Here is a 13,294-nt window from a genome sequence, read left to right on the forward strand (position 1 = left end):
TTATCTCATGGACGAGGGCGGGGTCCACCCCATAATTCGAGCGTCCCGGTCTTCTTCTTGCCCGGAAGTGTCAGAATCGGTCCATGAGCGTTGAATTCGACGGCGGCGATCTTCGAGCCAGGAGCCTCACCCCCGAAGACCCCTCTCCCCTCAATGGGACGGCAACCCTGCAGGCCGACGCTCCCGCAGACCCCTTCTCGGAACCCAAGATCGCAGCCTTCCTCAACGCCCTCGTCGAGGCGATCGAAGGGGAGGTCGACGCCACCACGGGCACGCGCGCCCGCTTTTCGACCGACGCCGGCCTGTACCGCATCCCCCCACTCGCCCTCGTCTTCCCCGCAAGCGTCGACGATGTTCTCGCAGCCCTCGATCTTGCGCGCGAATACGAGATCCCCGTGACCAGCCGAGGCGGAGGCACCTCCTGCGCGGGCAATGCGATCGGACCGGGAATCGTCCTCGACTTCACGCGCCACCTCAACAAGGTTGTGTCCATCGATCCGCAGGCGCGCACCGCTGTCGTTGAGCCCGGCTGCATTGAGGCGAGCCTGCAGGAGGCAGCCGCCCCATTCGGCCTGAGATTCGGCCCTGACCCTTCGAGCCAAAACCGCGCGAGCATTGGCGGCATGGTCGGCAACAACGCCTGCGGCCCGCATGCGACCGCCTGGGGGCGCACTGCCGATAACATCGTGGCTCTCGACTGCGTTGACGGCCTGGGGCGGCGCTTCACTGCGAGACTCGAACACGACTCCTCCTTGCCCGAGGTGCCCGGCCTCGCTGAACTCATTGACTCGAATCTGGGGATCATCCGCACTGAGCTGGGCACTTTCGGGCGCCAAGTGTCGGGCTACTCCCTCGAACACCTCACCCCGGAGAAACACCGGAATCTCGCGGCGATGCTCGTCGGCACTGAGGGCACACTCGTCACGATCCTTCAGATCACCGTCCGCCTCGTCGACTTGCCGAAAGCCCCCGTCCTCGTCGCCCTTGGATACCCGGACATGATCGCCGCAGCCGATGATGTCCCCACGGTGCTCGAACATCATCCGCTCGCGGTTGAAGGATTGGATTCGAGGCTCGTGGATGTCGTCCGTCGTCATAATGGCCCCGGTGCGGTCCCTGAGCTGCCCTCCGGTCAGGGCTGGATGTTGTGCGAGGTGGGCGGCACAGATCTGGAGGACTCATTGACGAGGGCGAGGGCCCTGGTCGCTTCGGCGCACACGGATGCGGCTGCGATCTACCCACCCGGAGCCGACGCCCTCAGGTTGTGGCGGATCCGCGCGGACGGTGCGGGCCTTGGGGGTCGAACTCCTTTCAATCCTGACACTGGAAAAGGCAATGAGCAGGCCTGGCCGGGTTTCGAGGACGCAGCGGTCCCTCCGGCGCAGCTCGGCGCCTATCTGCGCGACTTCACGGCGCTGATGAAGGAGTTCGACATTGACGGGCTCTTATACGGGCATTTCGGGGATGGGTGCGTGCACGTGCGCCTCGATATGCCCCTCGAAACAGATGAGGGGGTCGCACATTCGCGTCGTTTCTTGGAGCGGGCCGCCCAGTGCTGCGCTTCCCACGCCGGTTCCGTGTCGGGTGAGCACGGGGATGGGCGGGCTCGCAGCGAACTCTTGCGTTTCATGTACTCGCCCGCCATGCTCGACCTTTTCGCCCAGGTGAAGGGCCTTTTCGATCCGGAGAATCTTTTGAATCCGGGGGTCCTCACTGCTCCAATGAGTGCCCCTCAAGCGGCGGCGCGAGCTGGGACGATCCGCCCGGGCACAAAGCTGGGCGCGGATGTGGAGGATGTGGATCCTCAACCGGGGGTTGACCTCCTTGATCATTTCTTGCGCCGCCCCGCCTCTCGGCGTCTTCGCGCCGATGGGGGTTTTGCTTTCCGTGAGGATCACGGGGACTTCGCGACCGCGGTTCATCGCTGCACCGGTGTCGGCAAGTGTCGCGCCGGAGTACTCGGGGCTTTCATGTGTCCAAGTTGGGAGGCCACCAAGGATGAGAAGGATGTGACTCGAGGGCGCGCCCGCACCCTCCAAGACGCAGCGAATGGGCAGCTCATCGCCTCAATCGACTCTCCTGAGGTCCTGGAGGCTCTCGATTTGTGCCTCGCCTGCAAGGCCTGTTCTTCAGATTGCCCGGCGGGCGTTGACATGGCGAAGTACCGTTCTGAGGTTTTCTTCCGCAGATATCGGGGGCGCCTTCGTCCTCTCTCGCATTACACGCTCGGCTGGCTTCCTCGGTGGACTCGTTTGAGCGCCTCAATCCCCGGTGCTGCCGCCCTCGCGAATGCGCTCTTGGGTGTCGATGCGCTGCGTCGCCTCGTCTTTTCCTTCATCGGCTTGGATTCTCGCCGCCCAATGCCCGCCCTGCAGTCGGGGACTTTCTCGAAGTGGGCGAGGGCGCGCGGCCTGTCCTCCTCTTCTCCCTCCACTCAGGAGGCTTCGACTGCGCCGACCCAGACCTCTGTTGCTTCCGCTTCTCAGGGTGGGCAGGCTTCGACCTCGTCACCTGAAAAGTCGATGCGCGGCGCTGGTGGGCCTCGCGATCCAAGGGGGCGGCGTTATGTCCTCGTGTGGGCGGATTCCTTCTCGCAGACTCTTGACGACACGGGTGCCCGCTCGATCGTTGAACTCTTGGAGGCGAATGGTTTTGCCGTCATCGTCGCCCCGGACGTGTGCTGTGGTCTGACGTGGATCACGACCGGGCAGTTGAGTGGCGCGAAGAAGAAGCTCTCGGCCTTGCTTGATGCTCTGGCGCCTTTCGCGGCGAATGGGATTCCGATCCTCGGTGTCGAACCCTCGTGCACTGCGGTCCTCAGAGATGATGTGCTCGATCTTCTGCCTGAGGATCCGCGTTCCTCGCTACTGGCCAGGGGCACTTTCACGCTCTCGGAATTGCTGGCGACGGTGCCCGATGAGGATCTGAATCTTCCCGATCTTTCCGGTGTTGAAATCGTGGCACAGCCGCACTGCCACCATTATTCGGTCATGGGATGGTCGGCGGATCGTGCTCTCCTCGACCGTCTGGGGGCGACAGTCACGCAACTCTCGGGTTGTTGCGGCTTGGCCGGAAACTTCGGCATGGAGAAGGGCCATTACGAGGTGTCCGTGAAGGTTGCGGAGAAGTCTTTGTTGCCCACCCTCGCTGAGCATCCTGGGGCTGTGTATTTGGCTGATGGATTCTCCTGCCGCACTCAGGCCGCGCAGCTTGCCGAGCGGGGCGGCATGCACCTGGCGACGCTGCTCCTGCACGGCGGGAAAACTCAGCCGGGGAGGTGAACAGGATTGAGACTTGGCTGTTCGATGCCGGGCTTCGAGAGGAAGGGGTCCTTGGGCTTTGAGGGGAAGGGGCTTCCCTGAGCTTTGCCCTGCGGACGCCGAGCTTCGACTTCGGCTTCGGCTTTAGCTTTAGCTTTAGCTTTAGCTTTGAGGGGAAGGTACTCCTTTGAACTTCGCTCCTCGAGGCTCAGCATTCTTCCTCGCGCTGCCATCAAGGACCGCTGTTCCTCCGAATCCACCGCTCCTCATACCTCGGTATGAGTCTGTGATGAAGCAGAATCATTCCTCGGCACGATGTGGATGCGCCCAGCACAACGGCATCATCGTGCCATGACGTACTCCACCGTGATTCCACACAAGGGCACCTCGACTTCGTCCTGCGCTGATGCCGTCATCACCCACAATCTCAGCAAATGCTTTGATGACCACACGGTCGTCGATTCCCTCGATCTTCGCATCCCCACCGGATGCGTCTACGGATTCCTGGGCCCCAACGGTTCAGGTAAATCGACGACAATGAAGATGATCCTCGGTTTGCTCCTGCCCACTTCCGGTGAGGTTCACCTTTTCGGACAGCGCGCCGATGAAAGGACTCGAGCCCGGCTCATGCCCCGCATTGGCTCGATGATCGAAACTCCTCCAGGTTATGGCCACCTCACCGGAATGGAGAATATGCGGATCGTCCAAAAGATGCTCCGCCTAAGCGATCAGCAAATCAATGACGCCCTCACCCTTGTTGGTCTCAGCGCATACAAGGATCGACTCCAACGCCAGTATTCCCTTGGCATGAAACAACGCCTCGGCATTGCAATAGCGCTCGCCCGCCAGCCCCAACTCCTCGTCCTCGACGAGCCGACAAACGGCCTGGACCCAGCCGGAATCGAAGAGATCCGCGAGCTCCTCATCCACCTGGCAGACGAGGGCGTCACCGTCATGGTGTCCAGTCACCTCCTCGACGAGGTCGACAAGATGGCTTCAGTCATTGGGATCTTGTCCGAAGGAAAACTCGTCTTCCAGGGAAGCCGGGAAAAGCTCTTCTCCCGATCCGTTCCCGATGTCATCATTTCGACGCCCCAAGCTGCCCGGGCGCACGCCCTCGGCTTCCCTGGGAGCGCAACTCCACGAAGCCTCATAGTTCCCGGATGCCGCGAAGAGGATGTTGCTCGTCTCATCGTGGAGCTCGTCCGGGCTGATATTCCGATTTATGAAGTCAGCCGGGCACCCCAACGTCTCGAGGACGTTTTCATGGATCTCACTGCTCTCAATGGCGGTCAACAATGAGCCCCATTCCCCTGTCCTCATCACGGATGGAAGAAAACGGAATGCCAGGGGCGCAGGCGGACGAATGGAAACCCCTCAGCCTCGCTGCGCTCGTGAGAATTGAATTGTCAAAGATGCGACGCTTGCATACCCCGGTGATTCTCCTCGTTCTCGTCATCGTCATCGTCCTTTTTGAAGGGGGCACCTTGTATAGCGCAAGCTCCCAGGCAATCGCCTCCGACCCCTCAAAATTGCCGTGGGCACACGAACTTATCAGCGTCGCATTGACTAATGCCCTCCTTCATCCGATTCTTGTCGCCGTCATCTCCTCCCGGCAGGTGGATATGGAGAACACCGGAGAAGGGTGGATGCTCAATGCCACAGCGGGAACGAGGCCAGGACGACTCATGCGCGTCAAACTCATCGTTCTCGCCCTGATCCTCTTATTCGCCTGCACCCTCCAGCTCGGAGCGATCCTTGTGCTCGGACTGCATTCGGGGATCACTGTCCCCTTCGATGCGCTTCCCTGGATTGGCTATTTCCTCATGCTCTGGGCTGTGGACTTAGTCCTCACAGCCGGTCATGTTCTTCTTTCTGCTCGTTTCGAGAACCAACTCATCAGCATGGGAACCGGCTTATTGGGGGCTTTCGCAGGAATCTATCTATTTCTCGCCCCTATGAAGCTCGCTCGCTGGCTGCCGTGGGGATACTTCGCCGTCATCAATCCGACATGTCTGGTTGGTGAGGCAGGAGACGTGCGAGTCGAATACTGCGAGCCGGGCACTGCTTGGCTCATGGGGCTCCTCGTCCTCGTCGCAGTCATTTTCGCGGTGCTCACGCGCCGTGCGGATACGATCAAGGGGTAAATGTCATGGTCCGCGCAGAGCTTCTCAAACTCCGTCGCTCAATGGTGTGGGTATTCGTCCCACTCTTGTCATTGCTCGCCGTCATTTCCGGGGGCGTCAATTATTGGATGAATAGGGACGTGCTCACCAAGGGGTGGGCGTCCTTGATCGGTCAGACGACCCTCTTCTACGGCATGCTCTTTTACGCGGTGGGAATTGGTCTCATTGCCTCCGCCGTATGGCGTCCAGAGCACCGCTCTTCCTCATGGAATGTGGCATTGACCTGTGGGATTTCACCTCTGAAACTGGTTCTCACCAAGGCCTTCGTCATCATGATTCCGACATCGGCCCTCCATATGTGCTTCATCATCTACACCTGGATATTTGGGATCACTGTCGGCCTGGGAGTGGGCGTTCCCTCATTCTTCATCGCTTCGTTCGTTCTCATCATCGTCCTTTCCATACCGCTCGTACTTTTCCAATCGCTGCTCTCGATGCTGATGAAGTCCTTCGCGGGTCCAGCTGCGCTCGCCATGGGAGCGTCGATCCTCGGTTTTCTTTTCACCCTCTTGCCGGGAAGGATCACCCAAGGACTTTCCTTCGCACTCCCGCACGCCTTGTGTACGCGGGGGATTCTTCTCGGCTCATCTGCGGTGAGTAGTTCTGGGGCGATCGAGGGGCAAACTGTTGCGACTCTCATCCTTGCCGGGCTGATCGACATTCTGGTCATGCTCGCTGTGACAGTTTTCGTCGTGCGCCGTCGGACAATCGAGAGACGATAAAGGCGCAACACGACTCCGGTAGTAGTGAAGTCGAGCCAGCAGCTACTCAACTTGGGACTGGTCATCAATGTGCATTTCGCGCGCACGAAGCACGTCGACCTGCTCTGCGTAGGTCTTGAACTGTTTCGCTCGCGTCACTCCCGCGGGCGCCTTTTCGAGTACAAAGGGCCCTGGACTCCCACCGAAGATGGGGAGCGGAACCGATCGTGTTGACTTCATGCTAGCTCAGCGTCGAGAGGGAACAGCCCCGACCTCGTCGATAGGGAAAAGACGAGGACGGGGCTGTCGTTGAAACGCTCGGCTGCGCCGAATGAGCCTGCTCCGAATGGCCCTGCACCAAGAGCCGAATGGGCCTTCGCTAAGAGAGCCTTCGGCGAGAAGCTCGGCCGAGCGTGTCGCGTTTTAGAGGGTGAGGCCGAAGACGGGGACTCCGATGAGCAGGACGACGACCGTGATGAGAACGACGCCGGCAATGTTGAGCCACAGGCCCGTCTTCGCCATGTCTCCGATCTTGATGTAGCCCGAACCGTAGGCGACCGCGTTGGGCGGGGTCGCGACGGGGAGCATGAAGGCGAATGTCGCCGCCAGCGCCACGGGCACGACGAGCAGGAGGACGTTCATCGGATTCTCGGCGGTCACGCCAATTCCCATTGCAACGCCACCCATGATCGGCAGGAAGGCCGCAGCGGTTGCCGTATTGGAGGTGAGTTCCGTCAAGAAGATGATGAGCGTCGCGACTGCAGCAACGATGACGAGGATCGGCAAGGTTCCCAGTCCCTTCGCTTGCTCGCCGATCCACAAGGACAGGCCGAGCTTGGAGAACATCGCGGAAAGGGAGAGGCCGCCGCCGAAGAGGAGAAGCACATCCCAGGGCAGATCATTCGCCGTCTTCCAGTCGAGGAGTCGCTTGCCGCTCTTGACATCCGTGGGGATGAGGAAGAGGAGGGCGGCGGCGATCATTGCGATCAGAGAGTCGGAGATATTGAGTGCCGAGCCGGTGACATCGAGGAGGATCGGCACGAAGACCCAGGAGAAGGCGGCGAGGACGAAGATGACCGCGACCATGATTTCTCCTCGGCTCATTCTTCCGAGTTCTTTCCACTGCTGGAGGATCAATTCGCGTCCGCCGGGAATGTCGTCGACTTCGGGCTTGAACATGACGAAGACCATGAGCCACCAGGCGAAGAAGAGGAAGACGAGGGCGAGGGGCGCGCCGACGAGCATCCACTGGCCGAAACCAATGTTGATGTCGTGGTTTTCAGCGAGGTAGGCGACGAGGAGCGCATTGGGCGGGGTGCCGATGATCGTTGCGACCGAACCGATGGATGCCGAGTAGGCGATACCGAGCATGAGGGCGGTGGCGAAGCGCTTCACCTTGTCCATGCCTCCGACGAGGCCCGCAACGAGGGTGAGGACGGACATGCCGATCGGGAGCATGACGACTGCGGTCGCGGTGTTCGAGACCCACATCGACAAGAAGCCGGTGGCGATCATGAATCCGAGGATGAGTTGGCGCGGCTTCGTGCCGACGAGGAGGACCACGCCGAGGGCGATCCTGCGATGCAGATTCCATTTCTGCATTGCCAGGGCGAGCATGAAGCCACCCATGAACAGGAAGATCGTGTCGGAAGCGTAGGGGGCTGCGACATCTTTGAATTTCGCGACCTGGAAGGCCGGGAAGATGACGAGCGGCAGGAGGGCGGTGGCGGCCAGGGGGATCGCTTCGGTCATCCACCAGATCCCGAGGAGGACTGCGGCGAAGACGACGACTCGCAGGCCGAGGTCGGTGTAGGGGGTGAAGTCCTTTCCGGCTTTCTCTGCGGCGGCTTGGGCGACGGCGTTGACTTGCTCGACTCCGCTCTTGGGGAAGATGTAGAAGGCAAGGATCGCGAGGGCGAGGCCGAGGAAGATACCGATGAATGAGCGCATCCATGCGCTCTTGTCGGGTGCCTCTTCTTTTTCAGCGCGGGCAACCGAGGTCGATTCATGTGTGATAGGAACACTCATATAGTCTCTGTACTCCTGTGAACAGCTGTGAAGTGTCGATGCGACACCTCACAATAAAGGGACCTTGGTCCCAGTTCTAGAGTTTTTCGAGAGTGTTGTCCTAATCGTTATCTTTCAAGCGAAGAAACTCCTGCGGATTCTTCTTTGGGGATCCACCCCGCTGCGGGGGACGAGATCGTCTCCTCCCCCACGACAACCCACTCCCATTCGCTGCTCACTCCCCGTCGATGTGCCCACTCGCGCAGTTTCTCCTCATCAATGCACTCCACGCCGCCGACGATCAGAGCCGTTGACAGGGCTTCTGCCATCACCCCCGATTCACACATCACCGTCGCCTGGCGAAGGCGAGGGGCTGCGGGGGAGCCCGTCCTCGGATCGAGAATATGGTGGCCCCAGATGCGCGGGTCACGAAGCAGCGCCCCGCTGCGCTCCTCGCTCACGTGATCCTCTCTGCGCGCCTCGGCTCCCTGGCCCGTCTCACGCCCCTGGCGCACCTCGGCTCCCTGGCCCGCCTCGCTCGCTTGGCCCGCCCGAGGCGCCAGAAGACGCGGCCCGCAGGCCCCTGAAGTGGACAGAGCCCCGCCCTTGAGCATCACTCTTCCGATCCACTCGTTCTCTGCCCCATCGGGGTCTCGCAGGCCCACCCGCCACTCGCCACCATCCGCTCGATGCCCGTGCACCGCAATTGAGGAAGTGCCCATCGACACGAGGACCCCCTCGGCCCCCAAACGCACCGCAGCATCGCGCAGCTCGTCCGCGCCAGCTCCCTTCGCGATCCCCCCAAGGTCAATCGGGCCTCGTCGAAAGGCAGGTAGGCTCTTCGCCCGCCCTCGTCTCAGCCTCCAGCGTCCGGCGTCATCCCTTTCGATTCCGGGTTCTGCCGCCCAGGCGCGCACGCTCGCGAGCACCTCCTCGGAAGGTGGCGAAGGCAAAGGCCTTCCTTCGACAAGGGCGCGCCTCCAGCCCTTGACATCCCAGAGTTCACCCAACTGGCCGATCAGGGGGTTGAAAGCGCCACCGCACGCCTCTGACAGGGCGAGCGCGTCTTGAAGGAGAGCATCGCTTCTTTCATCGACCTCGCACCAGGAGTCACCCTCGTTGATCCGTGAAACATCGGAGTCGGGACGGAAAACCGACCAGAGGGACTCAAGTTCGGCGAGCAGGGCGCAGCACTGAGAGGTGATCTCCCTCAGGTCTCCCCCGTGTCCGATGATGTCGACGCGCGTGCCCATTGCGGGCAGGGAAAGACGCCAGGGCGCCGTCCTCCCCGGCTCGGGCACACCGACTTCAACGATGGGCCCACCCACTACTGTCCGGTCCCGCCCAAATCCTTGTCGAGCTCAGAACCTCCGACTTTCGTGGAGTCCTCCAAGCCGGGAATCTCAATGCCATCGACTCCCGAAGCTTCCACTCCTTGGGCGGCACTAATCGCGCGAATCGCGGCCTGCATGAATTGACTGTGGGCGACTGTCGCACCGGAGATAACATCAACCTTGGTGGGGTCGTCCTTATCGGTGAGTTCTTGAGAGTAGCGGGCAAAGGAGTCAACGGCCCTTTGGGCGCGTGCGTAATACTCCTCGTTGAAGACTTGACCGGAGGAGTCCTTCCCGTAGTCTCTTCCCTTGTCCGAACCGTCGGCCTGTTTCGTCTCGTAGATCGTGTTCGTGATGTCACCGTTTTCAACGACGATCGTGATAACGCCAATCGCCCCCTGGTCATCCGGGTTCGACTGGCCTTTCCACACCCCGTCCTTCATCGGCAGGCTCATGTCGATGTCATAGGTGGGCTGGCATGCGGCGAGCAGCATCGCACCAAGACCAAGGGCTGCGGCTCCAATCTGTCTTTTCATGCGAGGCTCACCTTGTCCTTCCCGGCGCCAATCGGGCGGCTTCCCTTTTCGAGGTCGTGATCGTGCCAGGTTTCTTTGAGGACCCGCCCGTGGTCGAGGGCGATCTCTCGCTGGCCCTGGCTGGCGACGAGGGCGTCGTGGGTGACGACCATAAGGGTCGTGCCTTCCTTGTGGAGCTGTCCGAAGAGGTCAAGGACGATCCCCTCATTCGTTTCATCGAGGTTACCGGTCGGCTCGTCGGCGAGGATGAGCTTCGGGTAGTTGATGAGGGCGCGAGCCACGCACACTCTCTGTTGTTCTCCGCCGGAGAGCTGTCGGGGCAGGTGGGTCGCACGGTCGGCGAGTCCAACACGGTCAAGGGCCTCCATGGCCTCTTTCTCATCGGGCATCGAGTGGTAGTACTGGGCGACCATGATGTTCTCCAGGGCCGTGAGGTGCCCGATGAGGTGGAACTGCTGGAAAACCAGGCCGATCGTGGAGCGGCGGATCTCGGTGAGCTCATCGCCGGTGAGGTCGGAGATGTCGTGCCCGTCGAGGAGGACCTTTCCCTTTGAGGGGGTGTCCATGCAGCCGACAATGTTCATGAGGGTCGTCTTGCCTGAACCTGAGGGGCCGACGATTGAGACCCATTGCCCACTCGGGACCTGCAAGGACACGTTGTCGAGGGCGTGCAGTTCACCGTAGATCTTGGAGACCCCTTCGAGGTCGAGCAGGGGCGGGGCGGTCTTCTCTTCAGTCATGCTGGTTCCTTCATTCTCCGCGCAGGACGAGGGCGGGGTCGACGGCGGCGGCGCGACGCACCGGGGGCAGACAGGCGAGGACGGCGATCGCGAGGGACGCGAGGACCGTGATGAGGGCGATGAGTGGGGACAAGGAGAAGCTCCTGTGGAAGACGTTGAGGCTGATGGCCACAGCGAGACCATATCCGAGGGCGACTCCGAGGACTCCTCCGATGAGCCCGAGGAGCAGGCTTTCACCGATGAACTCCATGGTGATGGAGCGCGAGGAGGCGCCGAGTGCTTTACGAAGCCCGATCTCGGTGCGCCTCTCGGCGACGATGGCGACCATTGTCGTCGATACGCCGATCATGGTGAGGGCGAGGACGATGCCGGTGATGATGGCGAGCAGGGAGCGCAGCATGCCGAGAACGCCGGAGTCTGATGTGGTGAGGCGTTTGACGGCCTGGGCGTTGACTGCAGGGACGCGCGTTTCAATGGTGTCGGCGAGGGCGTGGAGGGCTCCCGCTTCGATGGCGATGGAGTATTCGGCAATTGAGGGCGTGAAGCTGGCACCTGTGAAGGCGGACATGTCGGGCGCCGCCATGTACATGTAGGAGTCTTCGTTGCCTCCGGTTTTCAAGATCCCGGCGACGGTGAGTTCCAGGTTTGCCGTGGAAGAAGCTCCGGTGGAGGATGTCGCTCCCCCCGCCTGCTGTGTTTCGCTCAGAGCCGGTGTTGACTGTGCCCCTTGGGATTCGCCCTCCGTCGAGTGTGCGCCCGTATTATCGCGCAGCGCAGCCACCTGGATCCGGTCTCCCGGGTGTGCTCCGATCGTGTCGGCGATTTCTTCTCCGATGAGGACTTCATTGGGCTGGGCGGGCCATCCTCCCTCGACGTACCAGGAGGGATTCATCGCACGAACCGCTTGCAGGTCTGTCCCTGCGGAAACGAAAGGTTGATCGTTGACGAGCAGGGTCCGGTATTCGAAGACCGCTGAGCCGACGAGGGTCCCCGGGGTGATCAATTCCGAGATGCTTTCGAGGGATTCCTCGCTCAAGGATGTAGCGTCCTCAGCGGGAGAAACGACGAGATTCGCCCCGTAGGAGCGCACTTCCCTTGCCATCTGCGCGGGAACGTCGATTGCGATTGTTGCCAGGCCCGACAGGGTGGTCGCGCCAATAGCGACGGCGAGGACGGCGATGAGGACGCGGGAGCGCCTGCGCAGGATCGAGGAGGCGACCATCCTCCAAAACATTGTGCGACGACTCATGTTCACCTTCCGTGGAGGACTTCAGCAGCGTTGAGCCGCAGCAGGTAGCGGATCGCCGGGATCGAGGCTCCGAGGACGACGAGGAGGACCAGCAGGATGACTAGGGCGAGGGCGACCGGCGCGAAGGCGATCGGGGAGGCGAAGACCATGTGGCCGATGATCTGGGCCAGGCCAAGCCCTGCAGCGTATCCGAGTCCGCCGCCGAGCAGGCCGACGATCGTGATCTCGGTGAGGAAGAGGGCGATGATCGAGCGGTTCTTCGCGCCGACGGCTTTCATCAAACCGATCTCCGCTGATCGTTCCATGACGTTCGCGGTGACGAGGTTCGCGATGGCGAGGGCGGAGGCGATGAGGGAGAGGATCGTGACGAGAACCATGAGGAGCTGCGTCTTCGCGAGGATCGTTCCTTCAGATTCGGCGACTTGCCGGACTGGCCTGGCAACCGAATCGGTCATGACTTCTTCGATCTGGTAGGCGATGGAGGAGACGTAGGCCGTGCAGTACCAGGTTTCACGCTCCGAAACGGACAGGGATTGTGGGTTCTTCGCGGCTTTACGCGCGAGGTCATTATCGGGAGTGGTCAAGGCCGAGACCTCAACTGAGCCGACGACTCCTGATTGTCCGAGGAGAGTCTGGGCGGTTTCCAGGGGAGCGTAGATACCCGAGTCGGCCTCGTCGCCCGATTCGTAGATCCCCTTCACCCTGAGCTCGACGCTGCTTCCACCTCGACTCAGGGTGAGGGTGTCGCCGGGCTTGAGGGAGTTGCGGGCCGCGTAGTCGGCTCCGAGCATGACTCCTGTGGGCTCAGCGTCTGTCGCCCACTCGCCCTCGATCGTCCACCATCCGCGCAGTTTGTCGAGCCCTGTGTCCAGGCTCTCCCCCGTCGCGAGGTCGAGGTGGTGGGCGAACCATGTGCCTGTGAGCGTGAGTTGCGTTCCTGTCGAGTCTGTGACTTCCACGGGCAGCAGGGGCGCGAAGTCGAGGATGTTATAGGTCCAGAAGATCGTTTTGATATTGCCGAGTTCGTCTTCGCGCAGGTGTGCTTGTTCGGGGCTCTCAGCCCCGTAGAGGTCGTTAAGGACCGCGGCACCTCGAGGGCGGACGACGATATTCGCGCCATAAGACTTGAGTTCTTGGTTGACTTTATCGCCGACGTCGAACATGACGGAGAGCATGGATGTGGCGACTGCGGTTCCAAGGGCGATGGTCACGGCGATAAGCAGATGCCGATTGCCCCGGCGCAACAGCGCCCCTTTGAGCATTCTTATGAACACGTCGTCT

10 protein-coding genes are annotated in these 13,294 nt (G+C 61.3%); 4 read left to right on the forward strand and 6 right to left on the reverse strand.

Annotated elements, in window-relative coordinates:
- The first annotated feature begins 83 nt into the window (after nt 1–83).
- The 4 genes from FFA61_RS07490 (at nt 84) to FFA61_RS07505 (ending at nt 6,168) form a co-directional block, all read left to right on the forward strand.
- On the forward strand, nt 84–3,281 hold the full coding sequence (locus FFA61_RS07490) for an FAD-binding and (Fe-S)-binding domain-containing protein (RefSeq protein WP_005963377.1): 3,198 nt from the start codon (nt 84–86) through the stop codon (nt 3,279–3,281).
- Between the two features lie 330 nt (nt 3,282–3,611).
- On the forward strand, nt 3,612–4,562 hold the full coding sequence (locus tag FFA61_RS07495; RefSeq protein WP_005963375.1) for an ABC transporter ATP-binding protein: 951 nt from the start codon (nt 3,612–3,614) through the stop codon (nt 4,560–4,562).
- Nucleotides 4,559–5,407 carry an ABC transporter permease gene (locus FFA61_RS07500; protein ID WP_083879465.1) on the forward strand — a complete coding sequence of 283 codons (849 nt, stop codon included), beginning with the start codon at nt 4,559–4,561 and terminating at the stop codon, nt 5,405–5,407. The genes FFA61_RS07495 and FFA61_RS07500 overlap by 4 nt, the downstream gene beginning before the upstream one ends.
- A gap of 5 nt (nt 5,408–5,412) precedes the next feature.
- Entirely contained in the window at nt 5,413–6,168 is a 756-nt protein-coding gene (locus tag FFA61_RS07505) for an ABC transporter permease (RefSeq protein ID WP_005963371.1), read from the forward strand.
- A gap of 402 nt (nt 6,169–6,570) precedes the next feature.
- On the opposite strand, the gene FFA61_RS07510 is transcribed toward FFA61_RS07505, so the two are convergent.
- The 6 genes from FFA61_RS07510 to FFA61_RS07535 all read right to left on the reverse strand — a co-directional run bounded on the left by FFA61_RS07510 (nt 6,571) and on the right by FFA61_RS07535 (nt 13,275).
- Nucleotides 6,571–8,175 carry an SLC13 family permease gene (locus tag FFA61_RS07510; RefSeq protein ID WP_005963368.1) on the reverse strand — a complete coding sequence of 535 codons (1,605 nt, stop codon included), beginning with the start codon at nt 8,173–8,175 and terminating at the stop codon, nt 6,571–6,573.
- A 107-nt stretch (nt 8,176–8,282) separates the two neighbouring features.
- Nucleotides 8,283–9,482 (reverse strand): FAD:protein FMN transferase, encoded by a 1,200-nt coding sequence (locus tag FFA61_RS07515; protein WP_051057822.1) that lies wholly within the window; start codon nt 9,480–9,482, stop codon nt 8,283–8,285.
- Nucleotides 9,482–10,024 carry an FMN-binding protein gene (locus FFA61_RS07520; RefSeq protein WP_005963364.1) on the reverse strand — a complete coding sequence of 181 codons (543 nt, stop codon included), beginning with the start codon at nt 10,022–10,024 and terminating at the stop codon, nt 9,482–9,484. The genes FFA61_RS07515 and FFA61_RS07520 overlap by 1 nt, the downstream gene beginning before the upstream one ends.
- A complete protein-coding gene (locus FFA61_RS07525) occupies nt 10,021–10,764 on the reverse strand; it encodes an ABC transporter ATP-binding protein (RefSeq protein ID WP_005963362.1) in 744 nt (247 codons plus the stop codon). Before FFA61_RS07525 ends, FFA61_RS07520 begins: the two co-directional genes overlap by 4 nt.
- Before the next feature lie 10 nt (nt 10,765–10,774).
- Nucleotides 10,775–12,013: an ABC transporter permease gene (locus tag FFA61_RS07530; protein ID WP_040313621.1), complete on the reverse strand. Its 1,239-nt coding sequence runs from the start codon at nt 12,011–12,013 to the stop codon at nt 10,775–10,777.
- A gap of 2 nt (nt 12,014–12,015) precedes the next feature.
- Nucleotides 12,016–13,275: an ABC transporter permease gene (locus tag FFA61_RS07535; protein ID WP_005963358.1), complete on the reverse strand. Its 1,260-nt coding sequence runs from the start codon at nt 13,273–13,275 to the stop codon at nt 12,016–12,018.
- Nucleotides 13,276–13,294: the final 19 nt, after the last annotated feature.

The sequence above is a fragment of the Schaalia cardiffensis F0333 genome, assembly GCF_005886435.1.
Lineage (GTDB): Bacteria > Actinomycetota > Actinomycetes > Actinomycetales > Actinomycetaceae > Pauljensenia > Pauljensenia cardiffensis.